Raw genomic sequence first — 22,192 nt, 5'->3', positions numbered from 1 at the left:
CGCTGATTCGTCACGGCGCGGGCAGGATCACGCCCAGGCGCGCCTTCAGCGACTGCGGCTGGCCCTCAAACAACGCGCCATAGTAGGTCGTGTTCGACAGCACGTTCTTCACATAATCCCGCGTCTCTGAAAACGGGATGGTTTCCGCGAAGATCGCGCCCTCCACTGGCCGGTTGAGACTCTTTTGCCACTGGCGCGGCCGGCCGGGGCCGGCGTTGTAGCCAGCCGTCGCGAGCACGGCCGAGCCGTCGAACTGATTGTAGATCATCGACAGATAGTTTGTGCCGAGCAGGATATTCGTGTCGATGTCGTTCATCTGCGCACGCGAGAGCCTGCCCAGGCCGATTTTTTTGGCAACCATCTGCGCGGTGGTCGGCATCAGCTGCATCAAGCCGCTCGCGCCGACGCCAGAGCGTGCGTTGATGATGAAGCGCGACTCCTGTCGCATCAACCCATATGCCCATTCGATGTCCAGCCCGGTGCGCTGTGCATCGCGCTCGACCGTCTGGCGGAACGGCGACAGGTAGCGCAGCGTGAAGTCGTGCTGCAGTTGCGTGCGCTCCGCAGTGTTTACCGCGCGGTCGAACAGTTGGATGCGACGCGCATACTCGGCGGCGGCGAGCAATTGCCGATCGCTCATCGGCCGCAGCGGCCAATTCCATTCGCGATTGCCTTCCAGGCGCAGGTTCAGCGCATAAAAGCGCTGCGCAAGCGCGAAGCCGGGCACCTTGCTCATCGCATCCACTTCTGCATCGGTGACCTCGGTGCGCGGTGGAACCGTCGTCTTGCGGCCGAGTTCCTCCGCGGCCAATTGACCGTAGAAGTGGAACTGCGATGCGATCGATTCGTATTCCTGCGCTGCAGCTTCCTTGTCGCCGGCCTGCGCCAGCGCACGGGCATGCCAGTAGACCCACGCGGGCTGCGCGCGCAACCTCGGCGGCATCTGCTCAATGCTCCAGCGCACCATGGCCCAGTCGCCAACCATCAATGCACTGCGCACCCGCCATTCGTAAGACGGCGGGCTCAACAGCGCACCGGTCGTCAGGCGGTACCAGTGCGCGGCCGCCGGCAGCCGCTTGATGGCGCCCTGGTATGCAATTGTTCCCCAACCAAGCGCCCGCTCCTGGGGGGTAAGCGCTTCACTGACCGACGCGAAGGTCGTCGCGGCTAGCACGGGATCATTGCGTGCCATCGCCGTGATCGCGACCAACGCCAATTGGTGTGCCGGCGTATTCGGCGCCATCCCGCGCGCCAGATACAGCGGCGGAGACGACGTCGCCTGCTCGTACAGCACTGAATCGGGCCGGTCGCTGCCGAGCGCCTCGACAAGCTTGGACGCCAGACTCGAGTAGCCTTGCTCGAGCGCCAGCCGAATCTGCGCCCATACGTCATCGGCGCTGAACTGGCCGCGCTGCGCCAAATCGGTGATCAGGTCGATGCAGCCGTCACCATACCATTTAGGCTCGACGAGCAGCGCACGCGCCGCATCGGCGACATCCTGGCGCCGTGCTGCCTTGGACTCGAGCGCGTAGCATTTGATCTGCGTATCGTCGTCGAGCACAAACCGCGCATATTGGGCGTCGAAATTGCGCCAATCATGGCGCGCGCCGAGCACCGCAAGGTAATCGCTGCGCATCCGCTCCGCAATCGCCTGGCCATCGTAGCGCGACAAGAAATCGAGCACCGGTGCGTCATCCGCATCGACACGCGCGTGGCCCTGGTCATCGAACAACGTGGGCTTGATCTGGAAGTACGTCAGATACGACGCAGCGGGATAATCGGGAATCAATGCCGCCAGCCGTGCAGCGCCGGCCGCGTCGTTCCTGCGTGCCGCCTCACGAAGCTGCATGAATATCTGGTCCGGATCGGACGGCACGGCGCCAGGTAGCGACCGTACCGCAAAAGCGCTGCCGCACACGACAAAGAGCGCCGCCGTCAACGCGCCTGTGACCGCACGATATACTCGGTGAACGCGCACGGGTATCTTCTTTTTCACGTTTAAACAAGGACTCTGCCAGTGATAAAAAGCATAGCACGCGAGCCAGGACTGCTGAGCGAAGAAAGCGCAACGCGATCGTCGCTGAAGACGGCGTTGCGCGCCCGGTTGCTGGCCGAACGCGAGCGCTTCGCCGGCACGCCGCAGCGCACGCAGGCCGACGTCGAATTGGCGGTGCGCCTGGCTGATGTGCTGCAGCGGTATGCGCCGCGTTGCGTGGGCCTGTTCTGGCCGGTTGCTGCAGAGTTCGACGCGCGACGCGTGGTCGCGCACTGGCTGAGCGGCGACGCCGCGCGGCGGGCAGCATTACCGGTTATCGTCGCGCCGCACGCGCCGATGGCCTACCACGCGTGGACACCCGACTCGCCGATGAAAGAAGGGCGCTATCGGATTCCCGTGCCGGCGCACGAAGTCAGCGTCGTACCGGACCTGCTGCTAGCGCCATGTGTTGGCTTCGACGCATCACGGTACCGGCTCGGCTACGGCGGCGGCTATTTCGACCGGACGCTGGCCGCCTGGCCGGCGCGCGCGGGCCCGCCGGTCACCGTGGGGATCGCCTATGAATGCTCGCGGGCGGACTCACTGCCGCACGAAGCGCACGATTTGCCGCTGGACGTTATCGTCACAGACGCGCTCTGCTATTGATCGCCGCCCGACGCGCTCAGAGCGACGTCGCGGCGCGCGCGGCCGTATCGTAGAGGCCTGACGCGGTGCGCAGCAACTGCGCGGCGTCACCGATCTGCGCATTGTCCAGGCCGGCTTCGGCCAACGTCACCATCAAGCAACTCTCGCGCACCTCGCGATACTTCAGGCAAAGCTCGCGGCCGGCCTCAGTCGCCGAAAAAAACACCTCCTTACCGGATTTCTCGCTGGCCACGTAACCGCGCGCGACCAGCTTTTTCAGCGCGTACGTCGCCACATGCGTATCCTCGATGTTCAGCACGAAACAGATATCCGCCAGTTTCTTCCTGCGCTCGCGATGTGTCACATGATGCAGCAGCGACACCTCGATTGCCGTCATGTCCTTGGCGCCCGCCGCGGACATACAGCGCACCATCCAACGATCGAACGCGTGGCTAGCCAGGATCAATCCATACTCGAACTCAGACAGCTCCGCGCTGGTTTCAGACATGAGGTGTTCTGACGAGACAATCTTCGTTGGCGTGCGGATCATGCCAAATGACCGTGGTTCGTTGCAGGGCCCCCAGTATAGCGGCGGACAAACGCTCGGCAATGTCTCGTGAAAACACTTATTGATAAATTCTCTATATTTTATTGACAATACGAGATAAAAATATGCCTGAGGCACGCGCGGATACGCGTCCCCTTCACCAGAATGCATGGCTATGGAGGCGAATCAATGATGACTGCACCAAGAATTTTCCCGCTGGGCGATCAGGCACTGGTGTGCGAGCTGCCACCGCCGGCCACGCTCGCGTACCAGCAGCGCGTGTGGCATGTGGCCCGGATGGCACGCGACTGGCCACATGTGCTGGACGTGGTACCTGGCATGAACAACGTCACCCTGGTATTTGACCCGCTACATGCCGATCCGGACGGGTTGGCGATACAGCTGCGCGGCGCTTGGGCGCGAGCCCCGGCCGAGGAGACAGCATGCCGCGTCGTCGAGATCCCGGTGCGCTACGGCGGCGAGGCGGGACCGGACCTGGAAAACGTGGCGCGGCACACCGGCTACTCGCCCCGCGAAGTGGTCGAGCGGCATGCGGCCGGTGAATACGTTGTGTTCTTTCTCGGCTTCCAGCCCGGATTCGCCTACATGGGCGGACTCGACGCAAGCCTGGCCACGCCGCGGCGGCACGAGCCGCGATTCGCGGTGCCGGCCGGATCAGTGGGCATCGGCGGCGAGCAGACCGGCATCTACCCGGCCACGTCGCCGGGCGGCTGGCAATTGATCGGGCGCTCGGACATGGTGCTGTTCGATCCAGCCAGGACACCAAGCACGACACTGCTGCCAGGCGATAAAGTCCGCTTCACCATCGCGGAGGTGCTGGCATGAAAGATGGACGGGCTTGCGCTGCGGTACTGCAGGCGCGCAATGACTGGGCAGGGAGGCACGCATGATCGAGGTCATCCGCGCGGGGACGCTGACGAGCGTCCAGGACCTGGGCCGCACCGGCCATCGCCAGTGTGGCGTGTGCACCGCCGGCGCGCTCGACACCGTGGCGCTGCAGGTAGCCAACCGGCTAGTGGGCAACGTCCCGGGGGCCGCAGGGCTCGAATTGACCCTAGGGCCGGTGGTGCTGCGGTTCCCGCGTGCCACACGCATCGCGCTGACCGGCGCCGACTTCCACGCCACGCTGGATGACCAGCCTGTCTACGCATGGCGCAGCCTGCCGGTGCAAGCAGGACAAACCTTGACGCTGCGCGCGCCGTCGATCGGCATGCGCGGCTACTTGGCGATTGCCGGCGGCATTGATGTGATGCCGATGCTGGGCTCGCGCTCGACGGATTTGGGCGCGCATTTCGGCGGGCTCGCGGGGCGGGTATTGAAGGACGGCGATCGCTTGCCGGTGACGCCACTGCCCGCGAGCGCGCGCAACCCCGCATTCAGCCCGGAAGCACCGGCGTTCGGGGTCAAGCCACCATCTTGGTGCGCACTAGAGTATCTTGAACAGGGCGCTGGTCACCGGCTCGGCGCCATCGCGACGCGCGTGCGGGTCATACCCGGCCCCGAATATGCAAGCTTTTCGACGCAGGCCCACGCCGCGTTCTGGAACGAGGACTGGTCGATCACACCAAACAGCAACCGGATGGGCTTCCGGCTAGCCGGCCCGGTGCTGGAGCGGCAAAGCCCGATCGATCTGCTGTCACACGGCGTGCTGCCGGGCACCATTCAGGTGCCACCGAATGGGCAGCCGATCGTGCTGATGAGCGACGCCCAGACCACCGGCGGCTACCCGCGGTTCGGCAGCGTGATCGCCGCGGACCTGTGGCTGCTCGCGCAGGCTCGGTTGAACCAACGGGTTCATTTCATCCAATGTTCGTTGGAACAGGCGCGCAACGCACTGGCGGAACTCAACAAATATTTGCGCCATATCGAGCTGGCCATTGCACTACAGCAGGAGCGCTGTAAGGCTGCGGCATGAATTGAAGGCAGGAACATGGAAGTCGATCTGAACGCCGATCTCGGCGAGGGATGTGGCAATGATGAAGCGCTGCTCGAACTAGTGAGTTCGGCGAACATCGCGTGCGGCTGGCATGCAGGGGGCCCCAGCATCATGCGTCAGAGTGTTCGCTGGGCCATCGAGAAAGGCGTGGCGATCGGCGCGCATCCTAGCTTCAACGATCCGGACAATTTCGGACGTGCCGAGATGGCGCTACCGCCTTCCGATGTCTATTCCGGCATGCTGTATCAGCTCGGCGCCCTTGCCGCAATCGTGCATGCCGAAGGCGGCAAGGTGGCTCACGTGAAACCTCATGGGGCCCTGTACAACATGGCCGCGCGCGATATCACGCTGGCCAATGCGATCGTTGCCGCGGTGCGCGACTTCGACCCATCGCTGGCCGTGTTCGGTCTGGCGAACAGCCGCCTGATCGAAGCGACCCGGCGTGCCGGTCTGCTCGCGATCGAAGAAGTGTTCGCTGATCGCGGCTACCTGTCCGATGGCTCGCTGGTGCCGCGCAAGCTGCCCGGCGCGCTGCTCGAGGACGAGGAGGCGGTGTTGGAGCGCACGCTGGTGATGATCCGGGACAAGCGCGTGAGGTCCGTGGACGGACATTGGGTGACGTTGAACACCCAGACGATCTGCCTGCACGGAGACGGTCCGCACGCACTCGAATTTGCCCGCCGCATCCGCGCGCGGCTGGCCAATGAAGGCATCCGGGTTGACGCAGCCCGCCACGTCGCAATGGCGGTGGGCTGTGCACCCGATGCTTGACAACACAGCCCGGTCCATGAAGCCGGGTTTTTCATGCTTGTTCACCACCGCTGGACTTGCCAATTGGAGATCTCATGCAAACTACCCTCAATCTCTGGCCACTGCTCGGAGTGGCCGTCATCATTGCCGGCTTCGTGCTGCGCTTCAATCCGATGCTCGTGGTCACCGCCGCCGCGATCGTGACAGCCGCCGCCGCTCACTATCCGCCGGCCAAGATCCTCGCGGAAATCGGTATCGGCTTTGTTAAGACGCGTAACCTTCCATTGATTATCCTGCTGCCGCTCGCAGTCATTGGCTTGCTGGAGCGTCACGGGCTGCGCGAGCGGGCTCACCAGTGGATTGCCGGCATCAAGTCCGCCACTGCGGGACGCCTGTTGATCGTCTACCTGTTCGTGCGGGAAGTGACCGCCGCGGTGGGACTGACCGGCCTGGGTGGTCATCCGCAGATGGTCCGTCCGTTGATCGCGCCGATGGCCGAAGGCGCCGCGCAAACGCGCTATGGCGCGCTTGCCGATGCGGTGCGATACAAGCTGCGGGCGTTCTCCGCGGCCACCGACAACGTCGGATTGTTCTTCGGTGAGGACGTGTTCGTGGCATTCGGCGCGATCGTGCTGATGACCACGTTCCTGCACGAGGCAGGCATCGACGTAGTGCCGTTGCACGTCGCGCTGTGGGGTATCCCGACCGCGATCTGCGCCTTTTTGATCCATGGCACGCGGCTGTACCTGCTCGACCGGTCGCTGGATCGCGAACTGCTGACCCAGCCGCGCGGCGCCGACGTCCCCCCCACCCAATCAAGCGGAGAACAAGCGTAATGCTGTCGATCAACTATCTTTACTGGCTGGTGGGCATCCTGCTGGCCATTGTCGCGGGCATGATCGTCACCGACACCACGCATCCAAAGCGCTGGCTGGCCGGCACATTCTGGGCCTTGGCGGCCATCATCTTCCTAATCGGCGAGCGCCTGCCGGCTGAACTGGTCGGCGCCTTCGTCATCGCAATGGCGCTCATCGCCGGATTCGGCGGCGTGGCCGGCGGCAAGGCGAAAATGCTATCGGCGGAGTTGCGCACGGCGAGCGCGAAACGACTCGGCAACAAGCTGTTCCTTCCGGCGCTGACGATCCCGGCCGTCACCGTCGTGCTCACACTGTCCGCACCGCATCTGAATGTTGGCGGCACACCGTTGCTGGACCCGAAGAACGTCACGCTCGTGGCATTCGGCATCGGCTGCCTCGTCGCCGTGGCGTTCGCATGCTTGCTCACGCGCGACACGCTTGCGCAGTCAACCCGGGAAACACGGCGCCTGGTCGATGCGCTGTCGTGGGCGGTGCTGCTGCCGCAGATGTTGGGCATGCTGGGACTGGTGTTTTCGGACGCTGGCGTGGGCAAGGCGGTTGCCCACCTGACCACGGCCTACATCAACATGGACCTGCGGGTAATCGCGGTCGCGGTGTACTGTATCGGCATGGCGCTCTTTACGGTCATTATGGGCAACGGCTTTGCCGCGTTCCCGGTCATGACCGGCGGCGTCGGCGTGCCGGTGCTGGTCGGTGTGTTCCACGCCGACCCAGCCGTGATGGCCGCGATCGGCATGTTCTCTGGCTATTGCGGCACACTGCTTACGCCGATGGCCGCGAACTTTAACATCGTGCCGGCAGCGCTGCTGGAGTTGCCCGACAAAAACGCGGTGATCAAGGCGCAAGTGCCGACCGCACTGGCGATCCTCGTGGCCAATATCGTGCTGATGAACGTGCTGGCGTTTCGCGCGTAGCATTGGGCTGGAGGGTGCCAGCCTGCGACACGAGGCTGGCCATCCGTTGTTCCCATGCCTGCCAAATGCGCGTGGCTTGGAGCTCCGTCTCGACCAGCTTGCCGCGCAGGTCCTTGTAGCGCACCGGCGCTTCCTTCATTAGGTACGTCGCCAAGCGATCGTGGCTGGCTTCCAGGTCCGGCAGCGGCATATCCGCATCCGGCAGCATGCCCTGTTGCGTGCTGATGAACTGTTCGATTGCGCAAGCGAGCAACTGCCGGCTGCCCGGGGTCCCCGCAGGCCGGCTCGCCAGCACGCTCAGTGCATCGCGCACGAGTACAGCCTGGCGGTATAGGCATTCGTCATTTTCGATGTCGCGGCTTAATCCCAGCACAAGCCGCTGTACCTCGGATGCGGCCACGTCCGGCATCGACGCGGCGACAGGGGCTGGCACGCCCGCCACGCCGCGACGATGCGCTGGCATCGCGCCTCTATCAACATTGAGCCCGCGCTCGATATGGCTATACGCGCGGTGCTTAGTTTCAAGCTTACGCTCCAAATAAATCAATTGTGTCTCGATCATTTGCTTGAGCACGCGCGCCTGTTCGGCATGATTCGCTGGATCGGCAAGCCACGCTTTTAGGCTCGTTCTTGTCAAATGGCGCCGCGACTCATTCCATGCATTGCGCGCCGCGCCGGATGCATTGCTCCACGCGCTGCGCGCGGCCCGCGAGGTCTGTGTCCGCGCATCCAGATGGACCGTACGAGCAAACGCCGATGCGGCCTTGGCCCGGCCTACTACTGCCTCCCCGGCACGCCGCGCGAACTGCGTCAGCTGCTGCTTACCATTAGGTTTAGGGCCCCGTCGGCGAATCACCTCGTCGTCGTCGGCTGTATAGGTATATTGATCGTCAAACCGCTTCGCGCATCGCGCAGCCACGTCAGCAAGGAAGGCCTGGCGCTGGTCCTCGCGTGCCGCCGCTTGATAATAGAAGACCTTACGCAGATCAAAACCCGCCCCCGGTCGATCGTCCGCGCATAACAAATCGACACTCGCCAAAAAATGCCGATCGAGTTCGGGGTCATCGTCGTGATAATAGCGCTGGTAACGCTGAAGTTTGCCGTGACCCTTCAGGTACTGCATTGAGAAAAAAATCATCGCGGCACTGGCTAGACCTGTCCCGGCCATCAGCACGACTGGCGCGGCTGGCGTCGCGAGCGCAGTGCCACCCGCCGCGACGATGCCAGCCAGCGCAAGCTTGGAGACCGTGCAAGCGGTATAAAGGCCACTACCGGCGACAAACCCTTTATTCCAGTCCGTATAGCGTGTGAAGAACGCATCGTGCTGCTGAGTCTTTTCGCGAAGAAAGCGTGCATAGCGCTCGCTGAGCGTATGCTCGTCATACGGCGGATCCATTGACGCGCCGCCTCGGCGCTGCGCTTCAGTTCGTTTTAGCCAAAAAGCTATTCTCGAATCCGTGCTTTGCTTTTCTGCACGGAACGCGTCGCGTTTTTTACGGGACTTGTGCAGCATGTAACCGCCGAGCGCCAGCGAACCGGCCGCAGCCATCGGACCCAGTGCTGCCGAACCAACCACGCCCGCAGCGCCAGCAGCAGTTGTTGCAACAGCGCTACCCTGCTGTCCGATGTAGACGCCCTTTAACGTGGTATCGACGATACATTTGGTTGCAATGGCGCTACCAGAGGCGAATGAACTAGCACCAATCACCTTGTCCGCATCGTTCTGCTTGCGCAGAAAGCGCAACGCGGCACGCCGCTCCTGCTGGATGGCCGTGAGCTTGGGCAGCGGCTGACCGCTTACAGGCGTCGCATTAGCGCCCGTACCCTCATCATTGCGCTGTTCTGCCGTGCCACCCACGTTGTGACGCCGCGCATCAAGCAACGCAGAGAGCGCCTGCAGCGCGACTATTTCTTTATCCACTTGATCGAGTGCCTGCGCCAACGCCTTGTCAGTCTTGCGCGCACGGCGCCATTCAGCAAGGCCCTCCTTGATCGCCAGCCCCGCCAGCGCCAGCAACGGTCCAGTCATGCCAGCGGTCACCGCCATATCCGCGATGCCATGCGGAATACCCGCGTCCTTGAGCCATCCGACCGGGTCATGCGCAAGCAATTCCGATGCTTGCCTGAACGCTGCTTCAACGCCGGCGCCGTCGCCCTTTGATACTTGAATCAGCGTCACGACCATCACATACAGGCAATGCACGAACTCATCGGCATCGATCGCCAGCGCACCACAATGCTCCGAGGTCTCGCCGAGCCGCTGCTCCACCAGTCGCTTCACTTGAGCATACAGCTCGCTAGGGCACTCCAGTCCCAGCATCGTGGCCGGGGCCGTACCGCGACGCCATGCTTTCAATTCGTCGAGCGTTGCAGCATGCTTATCGATGAGCGAGCAGGACGCTGTACCCCATCGAAGACGCTTCAGCGACGCCTTCCGGCAGGCAGGCGTGCCATCGCTGATGGCATTTAATTCATCTAGCAGCCCCGAACAGTTGGCAACGGACGCGATCTCCACGTCGATCTTCGGCGGATCGGAATGAACATCGGCCTTGTCTTGGTGAACGTACTTTTTCGCCCGCGAGGCGCCTAACAGAGGCAAGCCGATTGGACATGTAGAAAAACTTAGCATGGGTTGCGATCAAACAATGGACGCAATCCATATTAACGATAACCATTATCATTTACACTTTTAATCCGAAGCGAGACGCTTCCGCGCGCACGACGCCGCTAAGCGAATTAAATGGCTTTTGCCCATGCCACCGGGCATCATATCGCTTTGGCTGTGCGCCGCCTTGCTGTGTCACCATCACTTCATTCAGGAAAACCGTACGATGCACACCGTACTGCTAACCGGTTTTGAGCCATTCGAAAATGAACTGATCAATCCATCGTGGGAGGCCGTGCGCGCACTCGACGGCGCACGGATCGCGACCCCGTCTGGCGACGCCATCGTACACGCGCGGATGATGCCAGTGCGCTTTCGCACGCTCGACCAGGCACTGCTAGACGCGATCGAGGCAACGCATCCGTCGCTGGCAATCTGTGTCGGCCAAGCCGGCGGGCGTGCGGACTTGTCCATCGAGCGCGTCGCCATCAACGTGGACGATGCACGCATCCCGGACAACGACGGTTACCAGCCAATCGACGCTCCGATCGTCAGCGACGGACCGGCGGCTTACTTCTCCACGCTGCCGATCAAGGCGCTCGTCCATGCGCTACGCGAGGCCGGCCTCCCTGCATCGGTGTCGCAAACGGCCGGCACCTTCACGTGCAACCGTCTTTTCTACATCCTGTCGCACTACATCGCGACACGTGCACCGCAATTGCGCGGTGGCTTCGTGCATATACCCTATACGCCGCGACAGGCCGCGTGCCACCCAGGCCAGCCCAGCCTGCCAACCGCGTCCGTCATTGAAGGGCTGAAGGTCATTGTGCAGACTGCCTTGTCAGTCCGCATGGATGTGCCGGAAACGGGCGGCGCGTTGCACTAAGCTGGCCCCACTGGCCTGCCGCCTCGGCACGGCTCGGCCGCATCCGTACTAGCCTGCTGCCTCGGCACAGCCCGGCCGCATTCGCACGAGCCCGTCGCCTTGGCATGGCCCGGCCACATTCACACGATCCTGCCGCTTCGCGGCCAGCGCCGTGATAGCGACGCGAGCAGCCCGGCACATGTCAGCGCGGCACGACATCAAAGCCGCGATCGCGCAATAGCGCGAGCACGCCCTTTGGCCCGCCGAGATGCAGTGCGCCGATCGCGACGAAGATCGGTCTGTTGGGCTCGGCAAGCAGCAGCATACGTGCAACAAAGCGCTCGCTGCGCTGGTACACGATCCGATCATCAATGCGCCGCGACAACGTCGGCGAGCGCGCCAGTTTCGCCGATTGCCGCGCCTGCCAGTTTGCCATCGCATCGGCATCACCGGCATGCCATAGCGCATGCAGGACGCGCACGTCGGACACGTTGTCGGCCGGCATCTGCCGCAAGTCCTGCGCGAGCATCTCGCGCTGCTCGGCGAGCGTCAGTCCGGCAAAGGCGGCGATCTGCTCATCGCGCGTCTCGAGACCGACGATACGCCCCACGTATAGGTTTTCGAGCTGTGGCTCGGAACCGTACTCGGCCTGCAACCCGGCCGACAACGAGTCATAGGTCTCGATCAGCAGCGCCGCCAACCATGGGCGTGTCTTGCGGATTACCGCGAGCCCGGCAGGATTGCCGCGCATGCGACGCACGATCTTCGTCCACATATCGGCCGGCAGCAACCGTGGCAGACACGCATACGAGCACATGCCATAGCGCGTCACATCGTCCTGCGACATCACCAGATCGTCGGGCGAAAGCTCAAATGCCATGCACGACGCCGCACGCAACGCGTCGATGATCGGTTGCCGAAACGGTTGCTCGGCGGGATAGTCAGCCGGGTCGCCAACGTGCAGCGTGCCAAACAGGTACAGTGTCAGGGCGCCCCTGGTCGCGACATAGAACGGCATGTGCGCAGGCCGCGGCACACTCGCCTGGGCGGCGCCGGGCCGGCTAGGCGCCGTTCCGTCGTCGGCTTGCAGCGGCGGCGTGGCCGCCTCGGTCTGGTTGGCGGGTATCGGCACGGTCGGCGGCCCCAGCGGAACCTGCACCATGGACGCGCCGGACAATGCGTGCGCGGATGATGCGATACTGGCCAACAATCCGAAGGCGACCCACCACGTGAGCCACTTGGTCAGGCCGGTATTGCATCGCGCGCGGCGGCCGCGCCGCCACTCAAGCATCCATCTCCTCCGCACGGTGGCAGGCCACTTGGCGGCCGTCAACGTCGCGCAACCTCGGCTCTTCGGCCACGCACCGCTCGATCCGGTACGGACAGCGCTGATGAAATGTGCAGCCGCGAGGGGGGTTCAACGGCGACGGCAGCTCCCCCTCCAGCTTGATCTTAAGGCGACGGTCGGATTCGAAAATAGCCGGTGTGGCCGACATCAACGCGCGTGTGTACGGATGCCGCGGCCGCGCGAAGAGGGTCGCCTTGGCCCCTCGTTCCGCGATGCCGCCGAAATACATCACCATCACATCGTCGGCGACGTGCTCGACCACCGCGAGGTTGTGCGAAATGAACACGTAGCTGGTGCCGAACTTGTCCTGCAGATCCATAAACAAGTTCAAGATCTGCGCCTGGATCGACACGTCCAACGCTGACACCGGCTCGTCGGCTACGACGATGCGCGGCGTCAGGATCATCGCGCGCGCAATCGCCACGCGCTGCCGCTGCCCGCCGGAGAACATGTGCGGATACCGCTTCGCGTGTTCGGGTCGCAGACCGACCGTGCGCATCATCTCGGCGATGCGCGATGCCCGCTCGCCGGCGCTCATCCCGGTATTGATCGCAAGCGGCTCGGCCAGCGTCTGCTCGACCGTCTTGCGCGGGTTCAACGAGGCAAACGGGTTTTGGAACACCATCTGAACGCGTTTGCGCAACTCGGCTAGCTGCTCATGCGTGGCGGTCGCGACATTGGCGCCATCGATCAACAGGCGGCCAGACGTCGGGCTCTCGACCATCGTCAATTGCCGCGCAAGCGTTGACTTACCGCATCCCGACTCGCCGACGACCGCCAGCGTGCGACCACGGGCGAGCGAAAACGACACGCCGTTGAGCGCCTTCACGGTGGCCGTGCCGAATAGGCCACGGCGCACCTCGTAGTGCTTGGTCAGTTGGTCCGCAACCAGCACGGCATCCTCGGCCGTCGCCGTGTCGCGGGCATGCGCCACCGCGCTCATCGTTTACCTCCGTTCTCGTGCGCGCCGCGTGCGTGCGGGTCATGCCGGTCGTTGGCAACGCCGCTGGCAGGCGGCGCGGCCGGCGCCGCGACGCACTCGCCGGCGTCATCCCCCGGCGTCGCGCCGGCCAGCGCAATGCGCCCCGCATCGAGTATCGGCACCACGACCTTTTCCATATTTAGAGGACGGATGCATCGGGCACGCATCGCGTCGTCCTGCGCATCGAGTTGGGCGAGCGCGGGCCGCCCTATCCAACAATCGTCAACCCCATACTTACAACGCGGCGCGAACAGGCAGCCACTAGGGCGGTCGCCGTGACCAGGCACCATGCCGGAGAGCGCCGCGAGCCGCCGCGCACCGCGGTTGTGCTCGGGAATGGCCGCCAGCAGCGCCTCCGTGTACGGATGGTGCGGCGCCGAGAAAATATCCGGCACGCGGTTCATTTCGATGATCTCACCCGCATACATCACCGCGACCCGCTGCGCGACCTCGGATACCACAGCCAGATCGTGCGAGATCAGCACGAGCGCCATACCACGCTCCTTCTGCAAGCGCACCAGCAGGTCCATGATCTGCGCCTGGATTGTCACGTCCAGCGCGGTGGTCGGCTCGTCGGCGATCAGCAGTTTCGGGTTGCACGCCACGGCCATAGCAATCATCACGCGCTGATTCATCCCGCCCGACATCTGGTGGGGGAACGCGTTGATGCGGTTCTTCGCGTCCGGGATGCCAACTTGCTCGAGCAGGTCCAGCGCACGGCGCTCCAGGGCCGCACCGCGCAACCCTTCGTGCAAGCGAAGCACTTCCTTGATCTGGTAGCCGACCGTATAACTTGGATTCAGACTCGTGAGCGCGTCTTGAAACACCATCGCGATGTCCTTGCCAACGATGCGCCGGCGCTTAGCCGGCGACGCGCGCAACAGGTCGACGCCGTCAAAGCATAGTTCGTCGGCGCTGACGCGCCCCGGCGGGTCGATCAGCCCCATCAGGGCCATCGACGTGACGCTCTTGCCCGAACCGGATTCGCCGACAATGCCGAGCACCTCGCCGGCGGCCACCGACAGATTCACGCGATCGACCGCGGCCAGTCCGTCGAAGTCGACATGCAGGTTGCGGATCGTCAGCAACGGCGCACCTGCATCGCACGGTGCATTCGGATTCGGGCTCATGACAACCTCTTCAATTTCGGATCGAGTGCATCGCGCAACCCGTCGCCGAGCAGGTTGATGGCCAGCACGGTGATCAGAATCGACAAGCCCGGCATCGTGACGATCCACCACGCGTTGTCGATGTAGTCGCGCGCGGAGGCCAGCATCGCGCCCCATTCGGCTGAGGGCGGCTGCACGCCCAGGCCGAGAAAGCCGAGCGCGGCGGCATCAAGAATCGCGGTCGAGAAGCCGAGCGTGGCTTGCACAATCAACGGCGCGGTACAGTTAGGCAGCACCTGAGAGAACATCAGACGCAACGTGCCGGCGCCCGCCACGCGCGAGGCGGTCACATACTCCTTTTGCAGCTCGCCGAGCGCGGACGCGCGCGTGAGCCGCACGTAGGCGGGCAGCGCGACGATCGCAATGGCCAGCATCGTGTTGGTCAATCCGGGCCCGATCACGGCCACGACCGCCACCGCGAGCAACAATGACGGCAGCGCGAGCAGCACATCCATCAGCCGCATGATCGGCGCATCGCCCCAGCGCGGAAAGAATGCGGCGGCCAGCCCCAGTACGATGCCTGGCAGCAGCGCCAACGCGACCGACACCAGACCGATGAAGAACGACAGCCGCGCGCCGTACATTAGCCGCGATAGGATGTCGCGCCCCGCTTCATCAGTGCCCAGCACGAACTGCCAGTTGCCGCCAGCGAGCCACGCCGGTGGCAACTTGACAAACTCCCGGTACTGCTCGATCGGGCTATGCGGCGCCAGCAGCGGCGCGAACAGCGCGACCACGATCAATATCGTGACCACCACGAGCGCGCCGACTGCGCCGTGGTTGCGCGAGAATTGGGCCCAAAATTCGCGCGCCGCCAGCAAGCGTCCGGACGGCGGCGTCACCGCCTGCGGCGATGACAGGGGTGGGGTTGGCAAGTCTGCCATCGTTACCTCGTGTGGCGAATGCGCGGATTAAGCACGCCGTACAGCAAATCGACGAGCAGGTTGACCAGGATGACCAGCGTCGCGATCATCAGGATGCCGCCTTGCACGACTGGGTAGTCGCGGCGCGAGATGGCGTCGATCAGCCACTTGCCGATTCCAGGCCACGAAAACAGGGTCTCGGTCAACACCGCGCCCGCAAGCAAAGTGCCGACCTGCAGCCCAATCACCGTGACAACGGGAATCAGCGCGTTGCGCAGCGCGTGCACGAGGACGATCCGCACCGGCGACAAGCCCTTGGCGCGCGCAGTGCGGATATAGTCCTCGCGCAGCACCTCGAGCATCGACGAGCGCGTCATCCGCGCAACGACCGCCAGCGGAATCGTGCCCAACACCACCGCCGGCAGGATCAAATGCGACACGGCGGACTTGAACGCGCCCTCATCGGTGGACAGCAGCGAATCGATCAGCATGAAGCCAGTCGTATACGGGATGTCGTATTCCACCGCGATGCGCCCGGACACCGGCGTCCAGCCGAGCGTGACCGAGAACAGCATGATCAGCAGCAGTCCCCACCAGAAGATCGGCATCGAATAGCCGGTCAGCGCGGTTCCCATCACCGTGTGATCGAGCCACGAGCCGCGCCTAAGCGCCGCGGCAACGCCCGCCGGCAGGCCGAACAGCAGCGCGAACGCCATGGCGCAGACCGACAGCTCCAGTGTCGCCGGAAAGCGCGCGACGAACTCATCCATCACGCTGGTATTGGTGATCAACGACGTGCCGAGGTTGCCATGCAGCGCGCGGCCAACATAGTGCAGATACTGCAACGGCAGCGGCTCATCGAGCCCCAGGCGATGCAGCGCCTCGGCATGCATCTGCGGATCGACGCCGCGCTCGCCCATCATCACTTCGATGGGATCGCCGGGTATCAGATGAATCAGCGCGAACGCGAGAAGGGTGATGCCGATAAACGTCGGTATGACCATTCCCAGGCGGCGCAAGACAAAACGGATCATGAAAACTCCCGTTTGTGGGTGCCAGTGCGTGAGCGGCGGCGCGGGCTCGCGCCCGGGCCGCCGCAGTCCATGCTCAACGCTTGAGCGACGTGTCGTCGCCAGCGTCACGCAGGACGATGTCGAAACGCTTACTTCAAGCTCACGCCGTCAAAACGGGTGTAACCCAGCGGATCGATCTTGAAGTCGACAACGTTCTTCGCGATCGGCTGGTATGTCGTCGAATGCGCGAGCGGCGAGAACGGCAGCTCCTTGGCAAAGATCTTTTGCGCCTCGATGTACAGTTTCGTGCGCTGCGCCTGATCGGTGGTCTCGCGGCCCTTGACGACCCGATCGTCGAAGGGCTTGTAGCACCACCTATCAAAGTTGTTGCCATGGACTGCGTCACAGCTGAGCAACGTGCCGAGCCAGTTGTCGGGATCGCCATTGTCGCCGGTCCAGCCAATCAGCATCGCGTCGTGCTCGCCCGCATGGGCGCGCTTAATGTACTCGCCCCATTCATACGTGACGATCTTCGCCTTCACGCCAACCTTCGCCCAGTCGGCCTGGATCATCTCGGCCATCAGCTTGCCATTCGGGTTGTATGAGCGTTGCACGGGCATGGCCCACAACGTGACCTCGGTGCCTTTCTTGACGCCCGCCTTCTGCAACAACGCCTTGGCTTGCTGCGGATCATACGGCAACGCCTTGATCGATGCGTCGTACGACCATTGGGTCGGCGGCATTGGGTTGGTCGCAAGCTGGCCCGCGCCCTGGTACACCGACTCGATGATAGCCTTCTTGTTGATCGCCATATCCAGCGCGCGGCGCACCTGCGCGTTGTCAAACGGCTTGTGTTCGACGTTGTACGCCAAGTAGCCAAGGTTGAAGCCCGGCTTAGACGGCAATTGCACGTTCGGGTCGCTCTTGAGCGACTCGATGTCAGCCGGCCGCGGATAGACTGTGATCTGGCATTCGCCGCGCTTGAGCTTCTGGCTCCGCACGCCTGGATCGACAGTGATTGAAAAGATCAGCTTGCCGACCTTAACCGCGCCCGGCTTCCAGTAATCGGGATTGCCGTCGAAACGGATCGTCGCATCCTTCGTGTAGCGTTTGAAAATAAACGGTCCGGTGCCGATCGGCTTCTGGTTCAAGTCCGGCGCGCGATTGGCCTTGAGCAGCGCGTCCGCGTATTCGGCTGACTGGATCGATGCGAACTCCATCGCCAAGTTCTGCAGGAACGGCGCGTTGACCTCCTTCAGCGTGAACCGCACAGTATACGGATTGATCTTTTCGACCTTTGCGATCAGTTTGTCCAGCCCCAAGTCAGTGAAGTACGGGAACTGGACCTTGTACGCCTTGTTGAACGGCAGATTCGGGTCGAGCATCCGATTGAACGTGAACAGCACGTCGTCGGCATTGAAATCACGCGTCGGCTTGAAGATGTCATTCGAGTGAAACTTTACGCCATGACGCAAATGGAAAGTGTATTGCAGACCGTCCGGCGACACATCCCATTTTTCGGCTAGGCCAGGTTCAATCTTCGTGCCACCACGCTCGAACTCGACCAGACGATTAAAGACAGTGAACGTATTGGCGGTGAAATCGGTGCCGGTGGTGTACTGCGCCGGATCGAAGCCCGCGGGGCTGCCCTCGGAGCAATAGACTAGCGTCTTGTTGGGCAACGACGCGGCTTGCGCGAGCCCGGCGCCACTCAGTGCCAGCGCGGTCACCACGGCGAGCACGGCATGATAGGTCGCGCGGTAGGGTTCGGATAACGGACGGTTATGTGGCATGCTTGCTCCGAATTGTCGTCCCGGGATCTCCGGTGTAGGCGCGAGTGTACTGGATTTCGCCAAACCGGCAAGGCGGAAAAAAAACGCACGTTCGACAAATTCTCAACGGCCAACGCGCGCCGGGCCGTCCTTGTTGCGCTCTAGATGCGCAGACGCTCGCAAATCGCCTTGCTGGCCGCCGCGCCGTTCAGTGTGTAGAAATGCAATCCTGGTGCGCCGTTCACGACCAGCCGCTCGCACATTGCGGTCACGACATCCAGCCCAAATGCCCGAATGGCGTCACGGTCGTCACCAAAACTCTCCAGTCGCCGCGCAATCCACTTCGGGACTTCTGCGCCGCACATTTCGGAAAACCGCATCAGTTGCGCATAGTTCGTGATCGGCATGATGCCGGGCACGATCGGTGCGTCAACACCAAGCCTGCGCGCGTCGTCGACGAAGCGGAAATAGGCGTCCGCATTATAGAAATACTGTGTAATGGCTGAATTTGCGCCCGCCTTCACCTTGTGTGCGAAATTCTCCAGGTCCGCGCGCGGCGACCTCGCCTGCGGGTGGTATTCGGGATACGCGGCCACTTCAATATGAAACCAGTCGCCGTGCTCGGCGCGCACGAAGGCAACCAAGTCGCACGCATAGCGCAGCTCGCCGACCTCTCCCATGCCAGAGGGCAAGTCGCCGCGCAGCGCGACGATGTGCCTGATGCCGTGCTGGCGGTACTGCGCCAAAACGCCGCGCAAGCTCTCCTTCGACGCGCCGATGCACGACAAGTGCGGCGCGGCCTCGAAGCCCTCACCCGCCATTTCAAGCACGGTATCGAGCGTGCCCTGCTGTGTCGAGCCGCCGGCGCCAAATGTCACCGACATGAACTTTGGCTTAAGCGGCGCCAGTTGCGCACGCGTTGCGCGCAGTTTATCGACCCCTTCCGCCGTCTTCGGCGGAAAGAACTCGAACGAGATTTCAGGCAAGGACATAGGAGTATTGGAAAGAGATACGTGCCGCCGGCGTGCGTCCAGCGCGCGTTAGTACCAGCGCTCAACGGTAAAGCGATGCCCAAGGATCAACGCGCTCAGCAGATACGACACGATGCTGTACAGGATCGAGCCAAAGAATGCCGACCAAAAGCCGGAGACCTCGAACCCCTTGAGCAACGTCGCACTCAGCCAGAAGCACAACGCATTGATCACCAGAATGAACAACCCCAGGGTGAGCACCGTCAGCGGCAGCGTGAATAGGATCAGGAGCGGCCGGATAATCGCGTTGATCAACCCGAGCACGAGCGCGACGATCAACGCAGTGCCGAAGCTCTTGATTTGGATCGACGGCACGATATACGTGATGATCAGCAGCGCAAGCGCATTGATCAACCAGGTCAGCAATACAGTCATCGGGGGCTCCCTGTGATGCGGCCGGTGCGCGCCGGGGCACGTTATCGATCGTGCCCCGGCGCGCGTGCAGCCGCAGTTAGTAACGGTAGTGGCCCGGCTTGAACGGACCGTGCTTGTCTACGCCAATATACCGCGCCTGCGCGTCGCTGAGCTCGGTCAGTGTCGCGCCGATGCGCGCCAGATGCAGCCGCGCGACTTTTTCGTCCAGATGCTTGGGCAGCACGTAGACCTTGTTCTGATACTGGTCGCCGCGCGTGAACAACTCGATCTGCGCGAGCGTCTGATTCGTGAACGAATTGGACATCACGAACGATGGGTGGCCGGTCGCGCACCCCAGGTTCACAAGCCGCCCCTCGGCCAGCAGGATCACCCGCTTACCATCCGGGAAGATGATGTGGTCCACTTGCGGCTTGATATTTTCCCACTGGTACTGGCGCGTGGATGCCACGTCGATTTCGGAATCGAAGTGGCCAATATTGCAGACGATCGCGTTGTGGCGCATCGCCTTCATGTGGTCGTGGTTAATCACATGGTAGTTGCCGGTGGCCGTTACGAAGATGTCGGCCTTATCCGCCGCGTAGTCCATCGTGACGACGCGATAGCCTTCCATCGCCGCCTGCAATGCGCAGATCGGATCGATCTCGGTCACCCACACGGTCGCGCCGAGCCCGCGCAGCGATTGTGCGCAACCCTTACCAACGTCACCGTAGCCGGCCACCACGGCGATCTTGCCGGCGATCATCACGTCGGTCGCGCGCTTGATGCCGTCCACCAACGATTCGCGGCAACCGTACAGGTTGTCGAACTTGGACTTGGTCACCGAATCGTTCACGTTGATGGCTGGGAACGGCAGCTGGCCCTCGCGCTCCATCTGGTACAGCCGATGCACGCCGGTCGTGGTTTCTTCGGTGACGCCGCGAATATGCGCGAGACGCGTCGAGTACCAGCGCGGGTCCGTGTCGAGGTAACGGGCAATCGCGTTATACAACGCGACCTCTTCCTCGTTGAGCGGCTTGGCGATCACTGAGCGATCCTGCTCGGCCTTCGCACCCAGAATCAGCAGCAGCGTCGCGTCGCCGCCATCATCGAGGATCATGTTGGCGAACTGGCCGTTCGGCCATTCAAAGATCCGGTGCGCAAACTCCCAGTATTCGTCGAGCGACTCGCCCTTGTACGCGAACACTGGCGTGCCGGTTGCGGCGATCGCCGCCGCTGCGTGGTCCTGCGTCGAGAAAACGTTGCACGACGCCCAGCGCACGTCCGCGCCCAGCGCCTTCAGCGTCTCAATCAGCACGCCGGTCTGGATCGTCATGTGCAGTGAGCCGGCGATGCGGGCCCCCTTCAGCGGCTGCTCGGCCTGGTACTCGTCGCGGATCTGCACCAGACCCGGCATTTCGGTCTCGGCGATGTTCAGTTCCTTGCGGCCCCATTCGGCGAGCGACGGGTCGGCAACGACACAATCCTGGGATAGGTTTTTTTCGTAGACTACGGCGTTCATCACGCCTCCTTTTCTGTCAAGAGAAATAAAAGACGTGAGCGCCGTTGTGGCGGCGGCCGCGCGCGTTGACCGCGCAAATCGGAACCGCCGATCGAAACGTTTCGAGCCTGGCGGCTATTAGCCGTCGCAACGCTCCTCGAAACGAACGGTGATTGTAGCAAAACAGCAGATATCACTCAATCGAGCCAGACGGCCAGCAGCGGAGCCAGCAACACCCCACAGATCATCATCGTCAGGCTGGCGACAACGCCCTCTTGGCTGCCCAGCTCGCACGCCTTAGCGGTTCCGGCACCGTGGGCCGCCGCGCCGAGCAGCGTGCCGCGCGCCAACCGGCTCCTGAGCGACAGGATCGCCAGCACCCGTTTGCCGACCAGCATGCCGAGTCGCGATCACAAACAACGCGGTCAGATCGCGCGGCGCATGCAGCCGGTCGGACACCGCCAATGCGAACGGCGTGGACCCCGAACGCGTGAGCAGACTGTGCTGCAGGTCGGCGGACAAATGCAACCACCGCGCCAGCGCGAGTGAACCGGCGGCGCCGGACAGCACGCCCACGGCAACACCGACCGACAACGACAGCCAATGGCGCCGGATCAACTGTCGGTACTCATAGATCAGCACCGCGAATGCAACCGTGGCCGGGCTCAGCAGCCACATCAGCCAGCGAGTATCGCGGCAATAGACCGGGTACGGGATGCGCGCGAGCAGCACAATCACTGCCGAGCGCAACCGGCACGACGAGTAACGGCGTCAGCCAAGGCCAGCGAAAACGGGCATAGAGCGCCTTCGAGCCGAAGTACGCTGTTTTTCGGTAGCTCAGCCGGGCCACTTACAGACGCTTCTTTCGCATGCTTAATCCGTGTGAATCGCTCCTCTTCGAGCGCCGCTACGATTTTACCGTCGATGACAATCGACGCGGAGGATTCATGATAGGCGGAGTTGATGCCAAGGATTTTCATGTTTACGTCATCTTGTCAAAAATTGAAAAACCGATTTTTACCAAAT

The 22,192-nt window shown here is 62.9% G+C and carries 19 protein-coding genes, 2 pseudogenes and 1 riboswitch; of the genes and pseudogenes, 7 read left to right on the top strand and 14 right to left on the bottom strand.

The window, feature by feature from the left end; all coding sequences use genetic code 11:
• Positions 1–10: 10 nt before the first annotated feature.
• The gene (locus RA167_RS01015; protein ID WP_076787576.1) at positions 11–1,984 is read right to left on the bottom strand and encodes a lytic transglycosylase domain-containing protein; all 1,974 of its coding nucleotides are present in this window, start codon (positions 1,982–1,984) and stop codon (positions 11–13) included.
• A gap of 33 nt (positions 1,985–2,017) precedes the next feature.
• Here RA167_RS01015 and RA167_RS01010 point away from each other — a divergent pair, with 33 nt between their 5' ends.
• On the top strand, positions 2,018–2,641 hold the full coding sequence (locus RA167_RS01010; RefSeq protein WP_076785937.1) for a 5-formyltetrahydrofolate cyclo-ligase: 624 nt from the start codon (positions 2,018–2,020) through the stop codon (positions 2,639–2,641).
• A 16-nt stretch (positions 2,642–2,657) separates the two neighbouring features.
• Here RA167_RS01010 and RA167_RS01005 read toward each other — a convergent pair whose 3' ends face one another.
• Positions 2,658–3,170: a winged helix DNA-binding protein gene (locus tag RA167_RS01005; RefSeq protein ID WP_076785936.1), complete on the bottom strand. Its 513-nt coding sequence runs from the start codon at positions 3,168–3,170 to the stop codon at positions 2,658–2,660.
• Between the two features lie 189 nt (positions 3,171–3,359).
• Between RA167_RS01005 and pxpB the strand changes: the two genes are divergently transcribed.
• The 5 genes from pxpB to RA167_RS00980 all read left to right on the top strand — a co-directional run bounded on the left by pxpB (position 3,360) and on the right by RA167_RS00980 (position 7,666).
• On the top strand, positions 3,360–4,013 hold the full coding sequence (pxpB, locus tag RA167_RS01000) for a 5-oxoprolinase subunit PxpB (RefSeq protein WP_076787574.1): 654 nt from the start codon (positions 3,360–3,362) through the stop codon (positions 4,011–4,013).
• A gap of 61 nt (positions 4,014–4,074) precedes the next feature.
• Complete coding sequence (locus RA167_RS00995) at positions 4,075–5,103, top strand: biotin-dependent carboxyltransferase family protein (RefSeq protein ID WP_076785935.1); 1,029 nt, start codon at positions 4,075–4,077, stop codon at positions 5,101–5,103.
• Positions 5,104–5,118: 15 nt separating this feature from the next.
• The gene (gene pxpA, locus RA167_RS00990; RefSeq protein WP_076785934.1) at positions 5,119–5,895 is read left to right on the top strand and encodes a 5-oxoprolinase subunit PxpA; all 777 of its coding nucleotides are present in this window, start codon (positions 5,119–5,121) and stop codon (positions 5,893–5,895) included.
• Between the two features lie 74 nt (positions 5,896–5,969).
• On the top strand, positions 5,970–6,710 hold the full coding sequence (locus RA167_RS00985; protein ID WP_076785933.1) for a DUF969 domain-containing protein: 741 nt from the start codon (positions 5,970–5,972) through the stop codon (positions 6,708–6,710).
• Positions 6,710–7,666, top strand: a complete 957-nt coding sequence (locus RA167_RS00980) for a DUF979 domain-containing protein (RefSeq protein ID WP_076785932.1) — start codon at positions 6,710–6,712, stop codon at positions 7,664–7,666. Before RA167_RS00985 ends, RA167_RS00980 begins: the two co-directional genes overlap by 1 nt.
• Here RA167_RS00980 and RA167_RS00975 read toward each other — a convergent pair.
• On the bottom strand, positions 7,587–10,295 hold the full coding sequence (locus tag RA167_RS00975) for a hypothetical protein (RefSeq protein WP_076785931.1): 2,709 nt from the start codon (positions 10,293–10,295) through the stop codon (positions 7,587–7,589). The two genes, RA167_RS00980 and RA167_RS00975, sit on opposite strands and share 80 nt — an antisense overlap.
• Before the next feature lie 202 nt (positions 10,296–10,497).
• On the opposite strand from RA167_RS00975, the gene pcp reads away from it, so the two are divergent.
• The gene (gene pcp / locus RA167_RS00970) at positions 10,498–11,157 is read left to right on the top strand and encodes a pyroglutamyl-peptidase I (RefSeq protein WP_076787571.1); all 660 of its coding nucleotides are present in this window, start codon (positions 10,498–10,500) and stop codon (positions 11,155–11,157) included.
• A gap of 181 nt (positions 11,158–11,338) precedes the next feature.
• Here the strand turns inward: pcp and RA167_RS00965 are convergent, their stop codons facing one another.
• From RA167_RS00965 to RA167_RS00915, 11 genes and pseudogenes are all read right to left on the bottom strand, one after another.
• A complete protein-coding gene (locus RA167_RS00965) occupies positions 11,339–12,427 on the bottom strand; it encodes a TraB/GumN family protein (protein WP_076785930.1) in 1,089 nt (362 codons plus the stop codon).
• Positions 12,420–13,427 (bottom strand): peptide ABC transporter ATP-binding protein, encoded by a 1,008-nt coding sequence (locus RA167_RS00960; protein ID WP_076785929.1) that lies wholly within the window; start codon positions 13,425–13,427, stop codon positions 12,420–12,422. Before RA167_RS00960 ends, RA167_RS00965 begins: the two co-directional genes overlap by 8 nt.
• A complete protein-coding gene (locus RA167_RS00955) occupies positions 13,424–14,596 on the bottom strand; it encodes an ABC transporter ATP-binding protein (RefSeq protein ID WP_076785928.1) in 1,173 nt (390 codons plus the stop codon). The genes RA167_RS00960 and RA167_RS00955 overlap by 4 nt, the downstream gene beginning before the upstream one ends.
• A complete protein-coding gene (locus RA167_RS00950) occupies positions 14,593–15,519 on the bottom strand; it encodes an ABC transporter permease subunit (RefSeq protein ID WP_076785927.1) in 927 nt (308 codons plus the stop codon). Before RA167_RS00950 ends, RA167_RS00955 begins: the two co-directional genes overlap by 4 nt.
• 2 nt (positions 15,520–15,521) lie before the next feature.
• Positions 15,522–16,532 (bottom strand): ABC transporter permease subunit, encoded by a 1,011-nt coding sequence (locus RA167_RS00945; RefSeq protein WP_076787569.1) that lies wholly within the window; start codon positions 16,530–16,532, stop codon positions 15,522–15,524.
• A 128-nt stretch (positions 16,533–16,660) separates the two neighbouring features.
• Complete coding sequence (locus RA167_RS00940; protein ID WP_076785926.1) at positions 16,661–18,304, bottom strand: ABC transporter substrate-binding protein; 1,644 nt, start codon at positions 18,302–18,304, stop codon at positions 16,661–16,663.
• 140 nt (positions 18,305–18,444) lie between these two features.
• Positions 18,445–19,275 carry a methylenetetrahydrofolate reductase [NAD(P)H] gene (gene metF / locus RA167_RS00935; protein WP_076785925.1) on the bottom strand — a complete coding sequence of 277 codons (831 nt, stop codon included), beginning with the start codon at positions 19,273–19,275 and terminating at the stop codon, positions 18,445–18,447.
• Positions 19,276–19,323: 48 nt separating this feature from the next.
• Entirely contained in the window at positions 19,324–19,689 is a 366-nt protein-coding gene (locus RA167_RS00930; RefSeq protein WP_076785924.1) for a phage holin family protein, read from the bottom strand.
• Between the two features lie 76 nt (positions 19,690–19,765).
• Positions 19,766–21,187 carry an adenosylhomocysteinase gene (gene ahcY, locus RA167_RS00925; RefSeq protein WP_076785923.1) on the bottom strand — a complete coding sequence of 474 codons (1,422 nt, stop codon included), beginning with the start codon at positions 21,185–21,187 and terminating at the stop codon, positions 19,766–19,768.
• A 29-nt stretch (positions 21,188–21,216) separates the two neighbouring features.
• Positions 21,217–21,331: riboswitch (S-adenosyl-L-homocysteine riboswitch) on the bottom strand.
• 32 nt (positions 21,332–21,363) lie between these two features.
• Positions 21,364–21,986, bottom strand: a pseudogene (locus RA167_RS00920) (LrgB family protein); the annotation flags it as partial.
• 52 nt (positions 21,987–22,038) lie between these two features.
• Positions 22,039–22,146 (bottom strand): annotated as a pseudogene (locus tag RA167_RS00915) (carbamoyltransferase N-terminal domain-containing protein); the annotation flags it as partial.
• Positions 22,147–22,192 lie beyond the last annotated feature (46 nt).

Origin of the sequence: Mycetohabitans endofungorum (assembly GCF_037477895.1) — a bacterium.
Taxonomy (GTDB): domain Bacteria; phylum Pseudomonadota; class Gammaproteobacteria; order Burkholderiales; family Burkholderiaceae; genus Mycetohabitans.
Note: the sequence above shows the minus strand (reverse complement) of the source record. Positions and strands in the feature narration are given on the sequence as shown.